Genomic DNA, 17,330 nt, shown 5'->3' with positions numbered 1-17,330 from the left:
GACCAGCGTTGATCCACGCGTAACACCGGTACGGGACGCCGCATGCGACACTGATCGGATGCGGCGTCTCGTGTTCCCGGTCATCCTTGCCTCCGGGCTGGTGATGTTGGGGCCCGTGCCCGCCTCAGCCGAGCCCGCCCCCGCGGCCCCCTCGGCGAAGGCAGCGGCCGGCAAGAAGGTTTGCAAGATCACCAGCTCTTCCTTGCCGGAGCTGTCGGGGATCGTCGCCACGAAGAACGGCTTCGCCGTGGTCAACGACGGCGGCAACGACGACAGCCTGAGCAAGGTCTTCTTCCTCGACGACAAGTGCGAGATCACCAAGCGCGTCGACTACACCGGTGACGGCCCGCGCGACACCGAGGACATGGCGCTCTCCCCGGACGGCAAGACGATCTGGGTTGCCGACATCGGCGACAACAACGTCCGTGACAACCCGGACGACCCGCGCGGCACCGTCGGCCTCTGGTCCATGCCGTCCGACGGCTCCAAGCGGCCCAAGCTCCACCGTCTGGCGTACCCGGACGGCGACAAGCACGACGCCGAGGCGCTGCTCCTCAACGGTGACGGCACCCCGATCATCGTGACCAAGGAAACGGTCGGCAAGCCCTCCGGCATCTACGTCCCGACGGGCCCCCTGAAGGTCAACAACGACGAGGGCGTCAAGCTCAAGAAGGCCGGCGAGGTCACCCTCCCCCGCACGAACACCGCCGGCAGCCCCCTGGCCCGCCTGGCCCAGGGCGTCGTCACCGGCGCCGCGGTGGCCCCGGGCGGGTCGAAGGTCGTCCTCCGCACCTACCTCGACGCCTTCGAATGGGACGTGGCCGACGGCGACGTGCTGGCCGCCCTCAAGGGCAAACCCCGCCAGACCGGCCTCCCCAACGAACCGTTCGGCGAGGCCATCACCTACGGCACCGACGGCAAACAGTTCTTCACGGTCTCGGACATCGCCTCGTCCCCCGACCCGGAAGCGGACAGCTACATCCTCCGCTACACCCCGGCCACCAAGGTCGTCGAAGCCAACGCCCTCGCCGCCGACGGCAAAGGCGGCGCCGACAAAGCCTCCTGGTACTCCGACCTGAGCCTCACCGACATCACCTACCTGGTCAGCGCCGTAGGCATCCTCGGCGCCATCCTGGTCGGCGCGGGCATCTTCGGCATCGTCCGCTCCCGCAAGAAGCGCCCCCCGGAGCCCGCCACCAAGAGCGTCGACCCGACCGGCCCCAAGCCCCTGGACGCCGAAACCGAACTCCTGTCCGTCGGCGGCGCTGCCGCTTTGCAGCGGCCTGGTGTGTACGGCGGCAACCGCCCACCGGCTGGAGCCCCATCGGGCCCTGTCTACGGCGGTAAGCCCGAAGTGGCACCCAAGAAGGGCAGCGGCGTCTACGGCGGTGCCGCGGGTCGTCCGCCGCAGGGCCAGCCTCCGGCTCGTCCGGGCCAGGGCCAGCCTGCCGGTCGTCCGGGCCAGCCCGCTGCGCGCCCGGGCCAGCCTGCTGGGCGGCCGGGTCAAGGTCAGCCCGGTGCACGTCCGGGCCAGGGGCAGCCTGCTCGTCCCGGTCAAGGTCAGCCTGTACGCCCCGGCCAGGGCGGTCCGCCGCCGGCCGGTCGCCCGGGCGGTGGCGGTCGTCCCGGCGGAGGTGCTCAGCCGGCTCAGCCTGGTCGTCCTGGCGGTGGCGCTCAGCCGGCCCAGCCCGGTCGCCCCGGTGGTGGCGCTCAGCCGGCTCAGCCCGGCCGCCCTGGTGGTGGCGGCGGGGCTGCCCAGCCCGGTCGCGGAGGCCAGCCTGGCCGTCCCGGTCAGGGTGGTCAGCCCGGTCGCCCTGGTGGTGGTGGCCAGCCCGGCCGTCCCGGTGGCGGCGGTGCCCAGCAGCCCGGTCGTCCCGGAGGCGGCGGTGCCCAGCAGCCCGGCCGTCCCGGTGGTGGCGGCGGCGGTGGCGGTCGCCCCGGTGGTGGCGTCTACGGCGCTCCGCCTCCTCCTCCGCCCTCCACGGGCCGCCCACCCGGCGGCTCGCAGCGCCCATCCGGCTTCGCCGGCCCTCAGGGTGGCGGCGGCAGGCAGCCCGGCCGCCCGGACGCCCGCGACGACGGCATGAACAACTACGCCAACCTCAACGGCGCGCCCCGCCGCGAAGGCCGCTTCGACAACCCCGGCTACGGCCGCGGCCCGCGCAACTACTGATCCCAAGTCACACCCCAGGCCGGTTCCCACCACGAGGTGTGGCACCGGCCTGGTTTCTTTCCAGCCGAGCCACATTCGGGCCGAATCCAACTCGAACCCGCTGAGCACCGCTCGCTGTCCCGCCGCGCGCCGGACCTGCCCCTGGTTGAGGTGGGCGCCAGTCTGGTGGTTCTGCTTGAAGTGAGCGCCCCGAGCCCGGGGTTCTGCTCGTCCGGCCACGTTGAGGGCTGAAGTTGGGCAGTGAGCGAGCCGGTAAAGGCCCAACTTCCTTGAAGTTGGGCGGTGGGCGGTCTGTTGATGGCCCGACTTGCTGGAAGTTGGGCAGTGAGCAGGCAGTTAAAGGCCCGACTTCCTTGAAGTTGGGCAGCGAGCAGGCAGTTAAAGCCCCGACTTCCTTGAAGTCGGGGAGCGGGTGGGCTCGGGATGAGCCGACTTCCCGAAAGTTGGAGGCCAGGGGTGGCCGCACGTCCGCAAAGCGTGGCGGCTGGGGTTGCACGCAGGCTCGTGACTGCCCGACTTCCTTGAAGTTGGGCAGTGGGCGGTCTGTTGATGGCCCGACTTACTGGAAGTTGGGCAGTGATCAGGCAGTTAAAGGCCTGACTCCCTTGAAGTTGGGCAGTGGGCGGTCTGTTGATGGCCCAACTTGCTGGAAGTTGGGCAGTGATCAGGCAGTTAAAGGCCCGACTCCCTTGAAGTTGGGCAGTGGGCGGCTTGGTGATGGCCCGACTTCCTTGAGGTTGGGCAGTGGGCGGGCTGTCGATGGCCCGACTTCCTTGAAGTTGGGCGCTGAGCGGGTTGGTGATGGCTCGACTTCCTTGAAGTCTGGGGCCGGCGGCCGCCGACGCCCGTGAAGGCGTGGTGGCAGTCGCGCTGCATGCGGGCTCGTGGATGGCCCGACTTCCTCGAAGTTGGGCTGTCAGTGAGCTTGTGATGGCCCAACTTCAAGGAGCCTTTTTCATCGTGTTGGTGCTGGCCGCGATGGCGGCTGCGGGTCGGGTATCGATGAAGGTGAGGCTCCCGGTAAGACAGCAGTCGACCAAGATCCGATGCCCCAACCGGGAGCCTCACCATGCTGTCTTACCCCGCCACGATCTCTCTGTCCAGCCAGTCCCTGAACCACCTGACCACCCTCATCCGCCACCACCGCCGGCAACTACGGTCACGGTGGCGGGCCCTGGCCCCGGCCCGGCAAGCCCTGCTCGCCCTGGCCCACCTGCGCAACGGCGACACCTACCACCGCCTGGCCACCGGCTTCGCCATCAGCACCACCACCGCCTGGCGATACGTCCGCGAAGCCATCGACCTACTCGCCGAAACCGCCGACAACCTGGCCACCGCCATGACCCGGATCCGGCGGCTGTCGTTCGCAATCCTCGACGGCACCCTGATCCCGATCGACCGGGTCGCCGACGACAAGGCTTACTACTCCGGTAAGCACCGCCGGCACGGTATGAATGTCCAAGTCGTCGCCGACCCGGCCGGGCGGCTCATCTGGGCCTCACCGGCGCTACCGGGCAGGGCACATGACCTGACCGCGGCTCGCACCCACGGTCTGATCGAGGCCCTGGCCAAGGCTGGTGTGATCACCTTCGCCGACCGGGCCTACCAAGGCACCCAAAGCCCGTTGATCACTCCGTACAAGAAACACAAAGGCCGCAAAGTCTTCACCGCCTGGAACAAGCAATTCAACCGCGATCATGCTGCGATCCGCGCCAACGGTGAACGCGCCAACGCCACTCTCAAGCAGTGGAAAGTCCTGGTCCAGGTCCGCTGCAGCCCCGGCCGGACCACAGCGATCGTGCAGGCCATTCAGGTTCTACACAGCGTTGAGGCAGCTGATCACACACGATGAAAAAGGCTCAAGGAAGTCAGGGAGCGGCTGGACTCGGGGCGATCCGACTTCCCGAAAGTTAGGGGCCAGAGGCGGTCCCATGCCCGCGAGACCGTGATTGCAGTCGAGCAGCAGCGTTGCGAGCGTGCCTACCGACTTCCTTGAAGTTGGGCTCTGCGCGGGCCGTGATGGCCGACTTCCCTGAAGTTGGAGCTGTGGGCGGGCCGTGATGGCCCGACTTCAAGGAAGTTGGGGCTGCGGGCAGGCCGTGATGGCCCAACTTCTCTGAAGTCGGGCAGTGGTTGGGCCTTGGATAGCCCAACTTCAAGCAAGTCGGGCAGTGAGCGAGCCTCGATAGCCCCACTTCAGGGAAGTCGGGCTATGTGCGGCGCCCTGGGCCGGGATTGCCTTCGCGAAGCTGGAGGGCCAAACGCGACTTCTCGAACCCATGCGACCTCACAACCGCCCAACTTCCGTGAAGTTGGGCGGAACGACGGGGCGTAGCGGGCTGGCTCGAGGCCAGGGTGGCGAGAGACCGACGTTCCAGGCAGCCGATAGGACACAAGCCCACCTGGACTCCAAAGGCCACCTGATCGCGCCGAGTCAAGACAAGCACGACCAAGGGCGGCGGCGGCACCGGAAAGCGCCGCCGCCGAACAGGAGGGTCAGACCCGGCGGAGAACGGCGACCACGCGACCCATCACCGTGGCGTCGTCCCCAGGGATGGGGTCGAACGCCGGGTTGGCCGGCATCAGCCAGACATGGCCGTCCCGCTGGCGGTAACTCTTAACGGTCGCCTCACCGTCGATCATGGCCGCAACGATGTCGCCGACGTTGGCGGTCGGCTGCTGACGAACAACGACCCAGTCCCCGTTGCAGATAGCGGCGTCGATCATCGAGTCGCCCTTGACCTCGAGCATGAAGACGTCACCCTCACCGACGAGTTCGCGGGGGAGGGGGAAGAACTCCTCCACGGCCTGTTCGGCGAGGATCGGGCCACCGGCGGCGATGCGGCCGAGCAGCGGCACGTAGGCCGGTGTGGGCCGGGCCGACCGGAGGGTCTCGTCGTCGACCATCTCGCTGGGGGCGCGGACGTCGACCGCGCGGGGGCGGTTCGGGTCGCGGCGGAGGAAGCCTTTCTTCTCCAGCTCCTTGAGCTGGTAGGCCACGCTCGACGGGGAGACCAGGCCGACGGCCTCGCCGATCTCGCGGACGCTCGGCGGGTATCCGTAGCGTTCCACCCAGTCGCGGATGAATTCGAGGATCCGGCGCTGGCGGGCGGTCAGGTCGGCGGTGACCAGGTCCGGGAACTGGCTGACCACCGGCGTGACGGCGCGCAGCTGGGGCGCGTCACCGCTGCGGGCGCGGGACGGCGTCCGGCGGCGCATGGCCGCTTTGGTGTTGGCGGCCTCGGGCTGCAGTTCCTTCTGGTGTTGCCGGCTCGTGCGGTCGTCGGTCGACACGTCGGCCCTCCTGTCGGCCAGTGCCTTCTCGGCACGTGGTGCGCTCGCGGAGCCGGGCAGTTGCCGTGGGGATGGACTTGTGCCCGGCTGACCCCTCTTGACCGAGAACCGTAACGGCGCCGTGCGACATATTCAAACATCTGTACGACTTTCTCGCGGCGTGTCGCCCGGAAGTGCTCGACTTCCGTACGCCTGTTCTGATAGACCGTCGTACGGGCGTTCTATCGAACGCTTGTCCGAGGGACGTATGCGAGGAAAGGAATATGCCGTGGTGACCACTGGTATGCGCCGGCAGCCGGCACCGTTGCGGTTGACGCGCCGGGGACGTGTCGTGGTGCTCACTTTCTTCATCCTGCTCGCGTCTCTCGCCAGTGCCGTGTTGTGGACCACTGCTTCCCGGGCCGACGATCCCCCCGCCGGTCCGGCGCCGACCGTTGTCGTTCAGCCGCACGACACGCTGTGGTCGATCGCGAGCCGGGCGGATTCCGGGCGCAGCCCGCGTGAGGTCGTCGCGGAGATCCGCAAGCTGAACGGTCTCGACACGTACTACATCCACGCCGGTGACACCCTGGTTCTCCCGCGAAACCACTGAGAAGCGTTTTTGATCAAGGCGTTCGGGTGCTGCCCGTGACCGGTGCGGCACCGGTCGTGTTGAGGTAGAAAATACGGCGCGCCGACCCGCCGGTGAACTTGCGTCGGCGTCCGCAGCGGCATAACGTCAACCCCAACATCTAGTAGTTACAAGGGTGTAAGTCATCCACAGGTTGGGGTCAGGCAGCCCCGGCATCCACAGGTTCGTCCACAGCCACGAGGTGGGAAACACCACCGCGGGGCTGTCGTTCGGCGTGCCCGTGGGGCGGTCTGCCAGCCCGCGGATGGCCGCCCGGCGACAGGGGGATTTCGGTGCGGTGTCCGTACTGCCGGCATGCCGACTCGCGGGTGGTCGACTCGCGGGAAGCTGAGGACGGTCAGTTGATCCGTCGCCGGCGGTCGTGTCCCGAGTGTGGCAAGCGGTTCACCACGGTCGAGGAGGCCGTGCTGGCGATCGTGAAGCGCAACGGCGTCACCGAGCCCTTCAGTCGGACCAAGGTCATGAGTGGCGTCCGCAAGGCCTGTCAGGGCCGGCCCGTCGACGAGGACTCGATCGCTCTGCTCGCGCAGAAGGTCGAGGAGACCATCCGGGCCAAGGGTGCGGCGGAGGTGCCGAGCCACGACGTGGGTCTGGCGATCCTCACGCCGCTGCGCGAGCTGGACCAGGTGGCCTACCTCCGGTTCGCGAGCGTCTACAAGTCCTTCGACTCGCTGGACGAGTTCGAGCGGGAGATCACCGAGCTGCGTGAGGCGGCGACCGCCCGTGAGGCGGCAGCGCGGCACGTGGTCTCCCCGCGGCCGGGAAACCGGCCGCCCAAGATCACTACACCGGAAAAAGCTTGATGCAGGAAGCAATCGAGGGGGAGCACCAAATGGCCGGTGACGGCATGACAGCAGGCAAGCAGCGGAGTCGCGCTACCAACGGGGGTGCCGCAGTCGGGGGGCTGCGGGTCGAGCGGGTCTGGACCACCGAGGGTGTCCACCCGTACGACGAGGTCGAGTGGGAGCGCCGCGACGTCGTCATGACGAACTGGCGGGACGGCTCGATCAACTTCGAGCAGCGCGGCGTCGAGTACCCGACGAGCTGGAGCGTCAACGCCGCCAACATCGTCACCACCAAGTACTTCCGGGGTGCGGTCGGCACCGACACGCGGGAGTGGTCGCTCAAGCAGCTGATCGACCGGGTCGTCAAGACCTACCGCAAGGCGGGCGAGGACAACGGCTACTTCGCTAACCCCGGCGACGCCGAGATCTTCGACCACGAGCTGACCTGGATGCTGCTGCACCAGGTGTTCAGCTTCAACTCGCCGGTCTGGTTCAACGTCGGCACGTCGTCGCCGCAGCAGGTCAGCGCCTGCTTCATCCTGTCCGTCGACGACTCGATGGACTCGATCCTCGACTGGTACAAGGAAGAGGGGTTGATCTTCAAGGGCGGCTCCGGCTCGGGTGTCAACCTCTCCCGCATCCGCTCCTCCCGTGAGCTGCTCTCCTCCGGCGGCACTGCCAGCGGCCCGGTCAGCTTCATGCGCGGCGCGGACGCCAGCGCCGGCACGATCAAGTCCGGTGGTGCGACCCGCCGCGCGGCCAAGATGGTCATCCTCGACGTCGACCACCCCGACATCGAGGAGTTCGTCACCACCAAGGCCCGCGAAGAGGACAAGATCCGGGCCCTGCGGGACGCCGGCTTCGACATGGACCTCGGCGGCAGCGACATCGTCTCGGTGCAATACCAGAACGCCAACAACTCGGTACGCGTCAGCGACGAGTTCATGCGGGCGGTCGAGGAGGGCACCACGTTCGACCTCCGGGGCCGGCTGCACGGCGAGACGATCGAGAGCATCGACGCCAAGAAGCTGTTCACCGAGATCGCCAAGGCCGCCTGGGAGTGCGCGGACCCCGGTCTGCAGTACGACGACACGATCAACGACTGGCACACCAACCCGGAGACCGGCCGCATCACCGCGTCCAACCCGTGTTCGGAGTACATGTCGCTGGACGACTCGTCCTGCAACCTGGCCTCGCTCAACCTGATGAAGTTCCTCAAGGCCGACGGCGGCTTCGAGGTCGAGAAGTTCGTCCGCAGCGTCGAGTTCGTCATCACCGCGATGGAGATCTCGATCTCGTTCGCCGACTTCCCGACCAAGAAGATCGGCGAGACCACGCGGGCCTACCGCCAGCTCGGCATCGGGTACGCCAACCTCGGCGCCCTCCTGATGGCCTCGGGCCTGCCGTACGACTCCGAGGGTGGCCGCAGCCTCGCCGCCGCCATCACCTCGCTGATGACGGGTGTGGCCTACCGCCGCTCCGCCGAGATCGCGGGTGTTGTCGGACCGTACGAGGGTTATGCCCGTAACGCCGACGCCCACAAGCGGGTCATGCGCAAGCACGCCGCGGCCAACGACGAGATCCGCCCGGCGGGCACCGTCGCCACCGCGCTGGTCCGTGAGGCCACCAAGCAGTGGCAGAACGGCAACAAGATCGGCGAGCGGAACGGCTGGCGCAACGCCCAGGCTTCCGTGCTCGCACCGACCGGCACCATCGGCCTGATGATGGACTGCGACACCACCGGCGTCGAGCCCGACCTGGCCCTGGTCAAGTTCAAGAAGCTCGTCGGCGGCGGCTCGATGCAGATCGTCAACCAGACGGTCCCGCGCGCGCTGCGCAGCCTCGGTTACCCCGAGGAGCAGGTCGAGGCGATCATCGAGCACATCGCCGACCACGGCATCGTGGTCGACGCCCCCGGCCTCAAGCCGGAGCACTACCCGGTCTTCGACTGCGCCATGGGCGAGCGTTCCATCGCCCCGATGGGCCACGTGCGCATGATGGCGGCCGTCCAGCCGTTCATCTCGGGCGCGATCTCCAAGACGATCAACATGCCGGAGTCGGCGACCGTCGAGGACATCGAGAACGTCCACTACCAGGGCTGGAAGCTCGGCCTCAAGGCACTCGCGATCTACCGCGACAACTGCAAGGTCGGCCAGCCGCTGTCCGCGGCCAAGCCGAAGAGCGCCGTGGCCGCGGTGGCCGAGGTGGCCGCTGCCGCCGCCGAGCCGGTCGTCGAGAAGGTCGTCGAGTACCGCCCGGTCCGCAAGCGTCTGCCCAAGAAGCGCCCGTCGGAGACGGTCTCCTTCTCGGTCGGTGGCGCCGAGGGTTACCTCACCGCGTCGTCCTACCCGGACGACGGCCTCGGCGAGGTCTTCCTCAAGATGTCGAAGCAGGGTTCCACCCTGGCCGGTGTCATGGACGCCTTCTCGGTGGCGATCTCGATAGGGCTGCAGTACGGCGTCCCGCTCGAGACGTTCGTCAGCAAGTTCACGAACATGCGCTTCGAGCCGGCCGGCATGACCGACGACCCGGACGTCCGCATGGCCGCCTCGGTGATGGACTACATCTTCCGTCGCCTGGCCCTGGACTTCCTGTCCTACGACGCCCGCGCCGAACTCGGCATCTTCACCGCCAAGGAGCGCGCAGCGCAGATCCAGGCGGAGGCGGCGGCCGAGACCGCAGGTGTGGACCTGGCCGGCATGGCAGCGTCCGCACCGGTCTCCGCCCCGGTCGGCGCGGCCTCCACCCCGACGGCGACGGTGCCCGCGGCCGACGCCGAGCGGGAGGCCCCGTCCCCGGTCGGTTCCTCGACGGAACTCCTGGAGATCGTCCTGGGCACCTCGGCGGACGCCCCGCTCTGCTTCACCTGCGGCACCAAGATGCGCCCCGCCGGCAGCTGCTACGTCTGCGAAGGCTGCGGCTCGACGTCCGGCTGCAGCTGATTTCCGGCGGAGTCCTCTGAAGGGAACTCCGCGGGTCAGTGTTGATGAAGGGGTCCGGCTGCGAAGCCGGGCCCCTTCGCTGCAGCGAAGGGGCAGCGGAGGCGGATCCACGTGGTTGATGAAGACTCGAGTCTTGAGGACCGACGATGGCACTGGCGCGAAGCCGTCCCCCTTCGCTGGCTGCTGGTCGACGAGCCCGTCATGGGCGGACCGGACGCTGCGATCGCGGTGTGCGCTGACATCGACGGGCTGTTCACCGATTCGCCGCTCTCGGTGCGCGAGACGACACTTCTGGGGTGTCTGCCCCACCCTCCGCTGAGCCGTGCTCTGGACGCGCTGGCCAAGGGCGCGGGCAACCCGGGTGGCGCTCTGCATCGCCGGGCGATCGACGCGTTCCTCTACAGCGTGGATCGGAACGGTGTGGCCGATCGCCTGGTCGATTCCCAGCTCCGGGCGTCGGTGACCGGAGTGCGTCCCTCGGTCCTGGCCGCCGGCCTCGTTGATGTCACGCTGGACAGTGCGATCTCCGAGACGATGCCGAGCTCGGCACGGACCATCTGGGACCTGTGGCACGCCGGCGGCCCGACCGAATCGGGCCTCTGGGCCGGTTGTGACCGGGAGCTCCGGCATCACTGGTTAGGTGCGGCCCTGGCTCATCATCGGGCCGATGTCCGTGACAAGCCCGCGGGCCGCACCTACGAGCTCGACGGACGCCACATCACCGACGTCGAGGGTTTCTACTGCGCCATCGGCGAGGCCGTCAACGGTCCTGGTGGCTACTTCGGCTGGAACGGCGCTGCACTCCACGCCTGTGTGACGGGACGGTGGGGCGCCGAGTGGCCGTTCCGCCTGATCTGGCGGGACGCCGAGGTGGCCCGTACCCATCTGGTCGCGGGAGCCGGCCCCGGCGGGCCTGCCACGTTCGACGAGATCCTTCAGTGGCTCGCTGAGGACCAGATCGAGGTCGAGCTGCGGTAACCCACTAGATGCCTGGTCAGTTCAGCTTGTCCTTGACCGCCCGGGCGTAGTCGCTCTGCCCGTCGGTGTTGGGGTGGAAGCTGCGGTTGTCCGGGTCCTTGTGCACGTTCTTCGAGTCGGTGCTCTTCTGCAGCCCGTGCAGGATCACCCCGTTGAGGTGCGGCGTCACGTCGCAGACGCGGTCCCGGTCGAACTGCTTGTTCACACCGTCGGCGAGGACAACCTGCGCGGGACGGCCCTGGGCCTTCAGTGTCTCGTTGGCCTTGTCCACCGCCTTTGCGATGAGGGCGTTGCCGCGGTCGAGGACCTCGTTGAGGTAGTCCGCGTCGGCCTTGGACACGTAGACGGGGATCGAGGCGAACGCCACACCCTTGGCGCCGGCGTGTGCCGTACCGACTCGGCAGGAAGGTGTGAGTCGCAGCGGGAGCTCGCGGTAGAAGGCTTTGCCGGAGGCAAAAAGCCGGGGGTACTGGGCGACGACCACTTTGCCGTCCAGGGCGATGCGCCCGGCGACGAAGCTGTAGACGTCGGCCAGGCTGCGTTCCTGACCGCCGATCGTCATCGTCCCCTCGAGCTTCTTCAGGCCGTCTTCCGCCGTTGTGTGTGCTGTCCGGCCGGACTGCCGGCACCCGGGTGATCCCCGTTGGCGGAGCTGGTCGAAGACACAGTCGGCGACGATCTTCGAGAAGCCGACGTCGTTGCCGCCGATGGTCATCGTCACCAGCTTGGTCGAGTCCGACAGGTGTGACACCTGAGGCGCTTCGTCGCCGCGCTGGGTGAAGAAGTCGTTGAGGACCCCGCCGGAGCAGGCCGCGAACTTCCACTGGTCACCGGAGAGTTTGCGCGTCGCCGCGATGTTGGTCGCCCACGCCTTGCTCGAACGGTGGCAACCCCGCGAGCCGCCCGTCGGGGGATCGGGAATCACCGTGTCCTTGAAGAACGTGTTCTCCGGTGAGCCCTCACCGGAGGAGTACGAGTCACCCATCGCGACGTACGCGAACCCAGCCCCACCCGTGCTGCTGATGCGCAGGTCGACGTCGGTGAGGTCGCAGGTGGTGTCACCCGCGTCGTCGACCACGAGGATGATCCGGCTGCCCTTGGCCACGGTCTGCGCCGACGTCGCGGCGCCCTCGATGGTGGAGGTGCCGCCGTTGTCGAAGGCGCCGCTCGCCAGCGGGGTGGCCGGGCCCAGACCCAGCGGGACGATGCCGAGCTTCCAGCTCACGCCGTTGCCGCACGTGGTGTCGGCGTCCCACAGCCGTCCGCGGATGTCGACGCGTCCGCTGACCGGCGAGGTCCACATGATGACGGCGTCCGTGCTCATCGGGTGCACCACGACGGTTCCGGCCGGGATCGTGAACGGTGTCGTGCAGGTCCCGGCGGCGTTGGTGATGTCGCCACCTGACCCGTTGTGCCCGATCAGGGGCAGCCCGGACGGATCACTGAAGGCGCGGTAGCCACCGAACCCGCAGTTGCCGCCCGTGTACGCGGTCAGCGGCCGGTACGTCCCGGTGTCGAATCCGGAGCCCTGCGCCAGCGTCCACACGCCGTCCGGGGTCGGGTTGACCGGTGCCGCCGCGGTGAACACGTCGGCCGGTGTCCACGCCGCAGCCGGTGCAGCGGCCGCGCTCTGACCCGTCGCGTGCAGGGTGCCGGCGGCGAGAAGCGCCGCCGCAACCACCGTCAGCCTCGTACGTATAGTCGTCAATGTCCGTCCGCCCTTACTTTCTGTGCCTGATTGCTGGCGTGACGGTAACCAAAGGTGACTGCCGGGGGTAATACCCTTCCGCGTTATGGCGGCGGCCGGACGGCCGGACGGGCAGGGCCGGAACGGGGAACCCGGCCTGGCTGCGCACCTTGCCGCCGATGATCACCAAAGGACACGAGGGGACGGACAGGCGACCCCGTTCAGGCGATGACACACCCGGATCCGGCCCGCCCGGCCGGGCCCGCCATGATCATCCCTGCGGTCGCCAGGGTGGCGAGCCGGTACGGGGTGACGGGAGCCGGACAGCCGATGACCGCGGGTGCCACCGACCGGAAGAACCGCTGGCTTCGTCTTCCGGCCGGCCTGGTCCTGCTCGTGGTGTTCCCGCTGATCGCGGCCGGTTGGGCCGTCTACACCGTCGCCCTCCGCATCCTGCACCGCAACACGGCCTCGGCGCCGTCGCCCGCCCGAACGGCCGTCGCCGCGCTGATCATCATCGTGCTCGGGACGGCCGGTGCCGGCGTGTATGTCCTGTCAGCACGCCCGAGCGAATCGGTCGTGGCCGTCCAGACCCAGCCGGTCCCGGCCCAGCCGATCCCGACCCCGGAAACCACGCCGGCAGCGAGCGTCCCGCCGGGCGCTGTCATGCCTGATGCGCTCGGTATGCCGTTGCCCGCCGCCGAGAGTCTGGTCCGGTCGATCGGCCTGCGCTACGTCTCCACGGACCGTTCCCCGCTCGGCCGCCGTCTCACCATCGACACCAGCTGGACGGTTGTCGCCAGCAACCCGCGCGCGGGCCGGCCCGTTTTTGCCGGTGGTCGTGTTGCCCTCTACGCCCTCAAGAACAACGAGGCGGCGTGGTTCGCGGCCCATCCGGTGATGCCGCGGCTGGCCGCCGGCGCGACGTCCGCGTCCCTGGTCGGGCCCGGTGACCAGCTCGCCGACGTCGAGGAGCTCGTCAGCTTCACCGAGGGCGCCCGGCCCGGCACCGTTCCCGCCGCGGGCCGGCGGCTGCGACCCGGGCAACTTATCGTGGTGACAACAAAACCCGGTAACCCGACAATCGTCCGGTGACCAGCAGCCTCGAACTTCGTGTGACCGTTCCCGAGCCGGACCAGCGGGGTGCCACCTGCGAGATCCGGCCCGTGGTGGACGGTCGTGACCTCCTCGCCGAGGCCGACTTCACCGAGGGCCCCGGCATCGACCCCACCAAGGCCGGCTCGCTGGTCGCAACCCCCGATCCCCGCGAGGTTCTGCTGGCGGAAGCACTGTGCACCGAGGGCTGCTGCGGCTCGATCAACGTGACCGTCCGCCGCGAGGGTGATCAGGTGCTGTGGACCGCCTGGCGCAACCCGGACAACGAGGACCTCGTTCTGCCCGACTTCACTTTTGACGCCGGTGACTACGACCGCGAGATCACCCGTGCGGCGGCCGACCTCAGCTGGGAGTGGCCCGCCCGCACGGTTGCGCGACTGCTGAAGGCCGACCTGTTCGCCCGTACAGAATGGCAGGAGGGGTGGGGTTTCGAGGTCACCGCGGTGTCCGCCTGGCCGTGGCAGCGCGACCAGATCAGCGTGTTCCTGTTCGCGCCGGACCGCGCGGCGATCGCGGCCGGCCGGCCCTACCTGCAGTACCAGCTGGCGCTCCCGGTCACCGACCGCGACCCCGCCGCGCAGGCCGCCGAACTGGCCGCGCAGCTCACTGCCGGTGATCCACGCACAACAGCCGAGATCTGCGGACGCGGCTAAAGGGCAGGGCTAGGGACGCCAGGCCGGGTCGCGGCCGGTCAGCCCGAGCATCCGGTCCAGCGTCGGTGCGGTCGGCGGCACCGGCACCTCCCGGCCGTACGCCTGCATCTCGCGGCCCAGCTCGGCGGTCTTGGCGACCTCGTCGTACAGAAAATCCTGGAGTCCGGGGTCCCAGGAGATCTCCTGGCCGGTCGCGCGGGCCAGGTCCCAGCCGTGCACGACGATCTCGCCGACGGCCATCGCGCCGATCATGCCGGCGGGAAGCTCCTGCGGGCCGCCCATCGAGGTGGTGCCCTCCCAGGCCGCCGGCACCGACCACGCCTCCACGAGCTGGCCGATCTGGCGTTCGAGGCGTTCGAGAAGGTCCCCGTCGGCCGGTGCCTCACCGTCCGAGTGACGGCTGGCCCGGGCGAGCGCAGGCCCCCAGTGCAGCATGTGCTCCACCAGCGCCCGCACGTCGAACTCGGTGCACGGTGTCGGATTTCCGAGCTGGCCGGGCTCGATGGCGCGGACAACAGCGAGGGTCGGGGGCGCGGCCAGGGCGGCGAGTGCGTGTTCCTGCATGACCGCCGACGATAGGCCCCGGCAGCCCCGCCCGTCTTGAAAAAACGCGACGCTACGCTGCAGTCATGGTCCGGGACGCGCGCGAGCTTCGCGGTGCCTGGGCCACCTTCCAATCCCACCGGTACGCCGACCCGCCGCCGGATCTGGCCGCGTACGTGTCGAATTTCTGGTTCGCCGAGTGGGATCTGCGCGGGCAGGAGCCGTACCGGCAGAAGATCGTCCCCTACCCGGCCGTGCACCTGACCTTCCGCGACGGCGCCGCCCTCGTCCGCGGCCTGGAACGTGGTCACATCATCCGTGTCCTCGAGGGTCGCGGTGAGGTCTTCGGGGTGACGTTCCGTCCCGGCTGCTTCCGGCCGTTCCTCGGAGTGGCCGTCTCGACCATCACCGGCCGTTCCCTGCCCGCCGAAGACGTGTTCGGCCCGGACCTGCCGAAGGCGCCGGACACAGGGGTTGACAGCGCGGCCCGGATGATCGATGACGTCGGTGCGTTCCTGCGCGGGCGCCTGCCGGAGCCGGATCCGCTGGCCGAGCAGGCGGCCGCCATCGTCGCGCAGGTCCGGGCCGAGCCGCAGCTCACCCGCGTCGACGCGCTCGCCGCCCACGCCGGTCTGGGCGTCCGCCGGCTGCAGCGCCTGTTCAACGAGTACGTCGGTGTCGGTCCGAAGTGGGTGATCCGCCGCTATCGCCTGCACGAGGTGGGGGAGCGGCTCGCGGCCGGCGCCGAGATCGACTGGGTCGGGCTGGCGATCGAACTCGGGTACGCCGACCAGGCCCACTTCGTCCGCGACTTCACCGCGATGGTCGGCGAGTCACCCACCGCGTACGCCCGGCGTTACCCGGCTCAGTAATCTTCGAAGAGGTCGTAACCGCTGGTGTCTGGCGGTGTGCACTCGACACCCTCGGCTCGCAGGTCGTCCTCGCTGACGGTCAGGTCGGCGCGTACGCCGGTGAAGGACACGACCAGCGCGTCGAGCATCTCGAGGTGTGCCTCCCGCGTCTGCGCGGTCAGCTCGGCGATCCGGCCACTGGCGGCGTTGACCCGTTCGCCGTTCTCACCGGCGTCCTCGAGGCGTTTGTTCAGCAGTCCGGCGTCGACAAAACCGGACCAGGGCGTACGGATCGCGAGCAGCGAGGCCACAGTGGAGTGGAAGAGCATGCGCAGGGCCGTGTCGCCGTCGACGCCGAGGCGGCTGTTGAAACGCCGTTCGAGTGCGTCGCGCAGGTCGACGTAGTACACCTTCAGCGCGGCGTTGTAGGACGTCGCGCCGGAGTAGTAGTCGCCGTACCCCTGCTCCAGCGAGCCCAGGTAGACCTCGATCAGGTCACGGCGGTCGTAGGTACGCGTCATGTCGGCTCTCTCCCCAAGATCGGGGGGCAGCGTACCGGAGGGGCGACCGCCTACGATCTGCCGATGTTCAGAAAGAGCGGTGAGCTGGCCCGAGCCTGCGACGTGGTGAACGATGTGGTCGCCCGGCGGGACGGCTCCGCGTTCGAGCCAGCGATGGAGCGCCTCGTACGGGCGATCCGCAAGGCGCGCGCCGCCGAGCTGGGGGATGCGGTCGAGCGGCTGACGCCGGCCCTCGATCGGGTCGCGCTGTCCGGTGGTGGCGCCCTCGCGCAGGTCGTGGGCGCGATCGCCGAGGAGAACCTGTCCGTGCTCCCGGTCCTGGTGCGCCGTGCGGCCGAGGCCATGGAGGAGGCGGCCCGGTTCGCGGCCCTGCACCGGGAGGCGATCGGGGAGCCGCCAGGATCCGATTTTGAGCCCGCGATCGAGCCGACGCTGGAGCGCGTCCGTGAGGCGGCGCCGAAGATGGGGCTCACCGGGGACGAGGCGGTCGCACTGGCCTGGACCTGGTTCTCCGGCAACGACTGGGTGCAGCCGGTGCTCTACCTCGCGCAGCGCAAGGACGTCCGGGTGGCGCTGCCGGAGCGGGAGCGGCTGACCCGGGTCACCACCGCGTCCACCGAACTCCTCGACACCGCGAGCTGGCTCCTCGGCCTGCTGCAGGTGCTCGACGACGAGCCGCTGATCGTCCTGCACCGCGGGACCGGCCGCGGTTACCGCGTCACCATCAGCGGGGTCGGTGACAACTTCCAGCTCAGCACCCTGCTCGCCGCCCGTCTGATGGGCCCGGAGGCGCAGGGCCTGCTCCCGGGCGTCCCGCCGACCAAGGCGATGATCGCGGCCGCGTCCGACGGCGAGCAGGAGATCCGCGGCGGCCTGGTGGGCCAGTTCAACCTGGTCGGCGCGGACGGGCAGTGGATCTGGAACGAGGGACGCCCGGCGGACATCCCGGTGCAGGACGGCGTCCGCGTCGTGGTCCTCGACCCGCTGCCGTACTCACGGTCCTGGAACTCCGGCCGCCTCTACAGCCGGATGTCGCCCACGGTGACGGTCGACGGGCCACTCGAACCCGCGGAGGCGGAGGCCTGGCTGGCGAAGGTGGCACCCGCCAACCCGACCGGCTTGTGAAGCGGGACCGTAATCACTGATCAACAGGGTT

At 69.0% G+C, this 17,330-nt stretch carries 14 protein-coding genes; 10 read left to right on the top strand and 4 right to left on the bottom strand.

Annotated features, from left to right (window positions below; translation table 11 throughout):
* The first annotated feature begins 58 nt into the window (after positions 1-58).
* Positions 59-2,173, top strand: a complete 2,115-nt coding sequence (locus tag AFR_RS46955) for a hypothetical protein (protein ID WP_023561698.1) — start codon at positions 59-61, stop codon at positions 2,171-2,173.
* 1,069 nt (positions 2,174-3,242) lie between these two features.
* A complete protein-coding gene (locus AFR_RS35705; RefSeq protein WP_023561697.1) occupies positions 3,243-4,025 on the top strand; it encodes an IS5/IS1182 family transposase in 783 nt (260 codons plus the stop codon).
* 644 nt (positions 4,026-4,669) lie between these two features.
* Here the strand turns inward: AFR_RS35705 and lexA are convergent.
* Positions 4,670-5,467 (bottom strand): transcriptional repressor LexA, encoded by a 798-nt coding sequence (lexA, locus tag AFR_RS35700; protein WP_023561696.1) that lies wholly within the window; start codon positions 5,465-5,467, stop codon positions 4,670-4,672.
* A 268-nt stretch (positions 5,468-5,735) separates the two neighbouring features.
* On the opposite strand from lexA, the gene AFR_RS35695 reads away from it, so the two are divergent.
* From AFR_RS35695 to AFR_RS35680, 4 genes are all read left to right on the top strand, one after another.
* Positions 5,736-6,059 (top strand): LysM peptidoglycan-binding domain-containing protein, encoded by a 324-nt coding sequence (locus AFR_RS35695; protein ID WP_238547180.1) that lies wholly within the window; start codon positions 5,736-5,738, stop codon positions 6,057-6,059.
* Positions 6,060-6,370: 311 nt separating this feature from the next.
* Positions 6,371-6,901, top strand: a complete 531-nt coding sequence (gene nrdR, locus AFR_RS35690) for a transcriptional regulator NrdR (RefSeq protein ID WP_023561694.1) — start codon at positions 6,371-6,373, stop codon at positions 6,899-6,901.
* A gap of 29 nt (positions 6,902-6,930) precedes the next feature.
* Positions 6,931-9,825 carry a vitamin B12-dependent ribonucleotide reductase gene (locus tag AFR_RS35685; RefSeq protein WP_023561693.1) on the top strand — a complete coding sequence of 965 codons (2,895 nt, stop codon included), beginning with the start codon at positions 6,931-6,933 and terminating at the stop codon, positions 9,823-9,825.
* A gap of 201 nt (positions 9,826-10,026) precedes the next feature.
* Complete coding sequence (locus AFR_RS35680) at positions 10,027-10,803, top strand: barstar family protein (protein ID WP_023561692.1); 777 nt, start codon at positions 10,027-10,029, stop codon at positions 10,801-10,803.
* A 16-nt stretch (positions 10,804-10,819) separates the two neighbouring features.
* Here the strand turns inward: AFR_RS35680 and AFR_RS44275 are convergent, their stop codons facing one another.
* Positions 10,820-12,484 carry an SGNH/GDSL hydrolase family protein gene (locus AFR_RS44275; RefSeq protein WP_023561691.1) on the bottom strand — a complete coding sequence of 555 codons (1,665 nt, stop codon included), beginning with the start codon at positions 12,482-12,484 and terminating at the stop codon, positions 10,820-10,822.
* Between the two features lie 234 nt (positions 12,485-12,718).
* Between AFR_RS44275 and AFR_RS35670 the strand changes: the two genes are divergently transcribed.
* Together AFR_RS35670 and AFR_RS35665 are read left to right on the top strand one after the other, a co-directional pair.
* Positions 12,719-13,585, top strand: a complete 867-nt coding sequence (locus AFR_RS35670; RefSeq protein ID WP_148308179.1) for a PASTA domain-containing protein — start codon at positions 12,719-12,721, stop codon at positions 13,583-13,585.
* Positions 13,582-14,259 (top strand): hypothetical protein, encoded by a 678-nt coding sequence (locus AFR_RS35665; RefSeq protein ID WP_023561689.1) that lies wholly within the window; start codon positions 13,582-13,584, stop codon positions 14,257-14,259. Before AFR_RS35670 ends, AFR_RS35665 begins: the two co-directional genes overlap by 4 nt.
* 9 nt (positions 14,260-14,268) lie before the next feature.
* On the opposite strand, the gene AFR_RS35660 is transcribed toward AFR_RS35665, so the two are convergent.
* Positions 14,269-14,823 (bottom strand): TIGR03086 family metal-binding protein, encoded by a 555-nt coding sequence (locus tag AFR_RS35660; RefSeq protein ID WP_023561688.1) that lies wholly within the window; start codon positions 14,821-14,823, stop codon positions 14,269-14,271.
* 65 nt (positions 14,824-14,888) lie between these two features.
* Here AFR_RS35660 and AFR_RS35655 point away from each other — a divergent pair, with 65 nt between their 5' ends.
* Positions 14,889-15,674, top strand: a complete 786-nt coding sequence (locus AFR_RS35655) for a helix-turn-helix domain-containing protein (RefSeq protein WP_023561687.1) — start codon at positions 14,889-14,891, stop codon at positions 15,672-15,674.
* Here AFR_RS35655 and AFR_RS35650 read toward each other — a convergent pair.
* On the bottom strand, positions 15,668-16,174 hold the full coding sequence (locus AFR_RS35650) for a hypothetical protein (RefSeq protein WP_023561686.1): 507 nt from the start codon (positions 16,172-16,174) through the stop codon (positions 15,668-15,670). The two genes, AFR_RS35655 and AFR_RS35650, sit on opposite strands and share 7 nt — an antisense overlap.
* A gap of 63 nt (positions 16,175-16,237) precedes the next feature.
* Here AFR_RS35650 and AFR_RS35645 point away from each other — a divergent pair, with 63 nt between their 5' ends.
* Positions 16,238-17,299 carry a hypothetical protein gene (locus AFR_RS35645; protein WP_023561685.1) on the top strand — a complete coding sequence of 354 codons (1,062 nt, stop codon included), beginning with the start codon at positions 16,238-16,240 and terminating at the stop codon, positions 17,297-17,299.
* The last annotated feature ends 31 nt before the right edge of the window (positions 17,300-17,330 follow it).

Source organism: Amorphoplanes friuliensis DSM 7358 (assembly GCF_000494755.1).
GTDB lineage: Bacteria > Actinomycetota > Actinomycetes > Mycobacteriales > Micromonosporaceae > Actinoplanes > Actinoplanes friuliensis.
The sequence above is the reverse complement of the archived record's forward strand: the minus strand, read 5'-3'. Positions and strand labels throughout refer to the sequence as shown.

Excerpts from the sequence above, each read along its gene's own strand:
- AFR_RS46955 (WP_023561698.1), top strand. The coding sequence starts at position 59 with ATGCGGCGTCTCGTGTTCCCGGTCATCCTTGCCTCCGGGCTGGTGATG.
- AFR_RS35705 (WP_023561697.1), top strand. The coding sequence starts at position 3,243 with ATGCTGTCTTACCCCGCCACGATCTCTCTGTCCAGCCAGTCCCTGAAC.
- AFR_RS35685 (WP_023561693.1), top strand. The coding sequence starts at position 6,931 with ATGGCCGGTGACGGCATGACAGCAGGCAAGCAGCGGAGTCGCGCTACC.
- AFR_RS35680 (WP_023561692.1), top strand. The coding sequence starts at position 10,027 with ATGGGCGGACCGGACGCTGCGATCGCGGTGTGCGCTGACATCGACGGG.
- AFR_RS35670 (WP_148308179.1), top strand. The coding sequence starts at position 12,719 with ATGACACACCCGGATCCGGCCCGCCCGGCCGGGCCCGCCATGATCATC.
- AFR_RS35660 (WP_023561688.1), bottom strand. The coding sequence starts at position 14,823 with ATGCAGGAACACGCACTCGCCGCCCTGGCCGCGCCCCCGACCCTCGCT.
- AFR_RS35655 (WP_023561687.1), top strand. The coding sequence starts at position 14,889 with ATGGTCCGGGACGCGCGCGAGCTTCGCGGTGCCTGGGCCACCTTCCAA.
- AFR_RS35650 (WP_023561686.1), bottom strand. The coding sequence starts at position 16,174 with ATGACGCGTACCTACGACCGCCGTGACCTGATCGAGGTCTACCTGGGC.
- AFR_RS35645 (WP_023561685.1), top strand. The coding sequence starts at position 16,238 with ATGTTCAGAAAGAGCGGTGAGCTGGCCCGAGCCTGCGACGTGGTGAAC.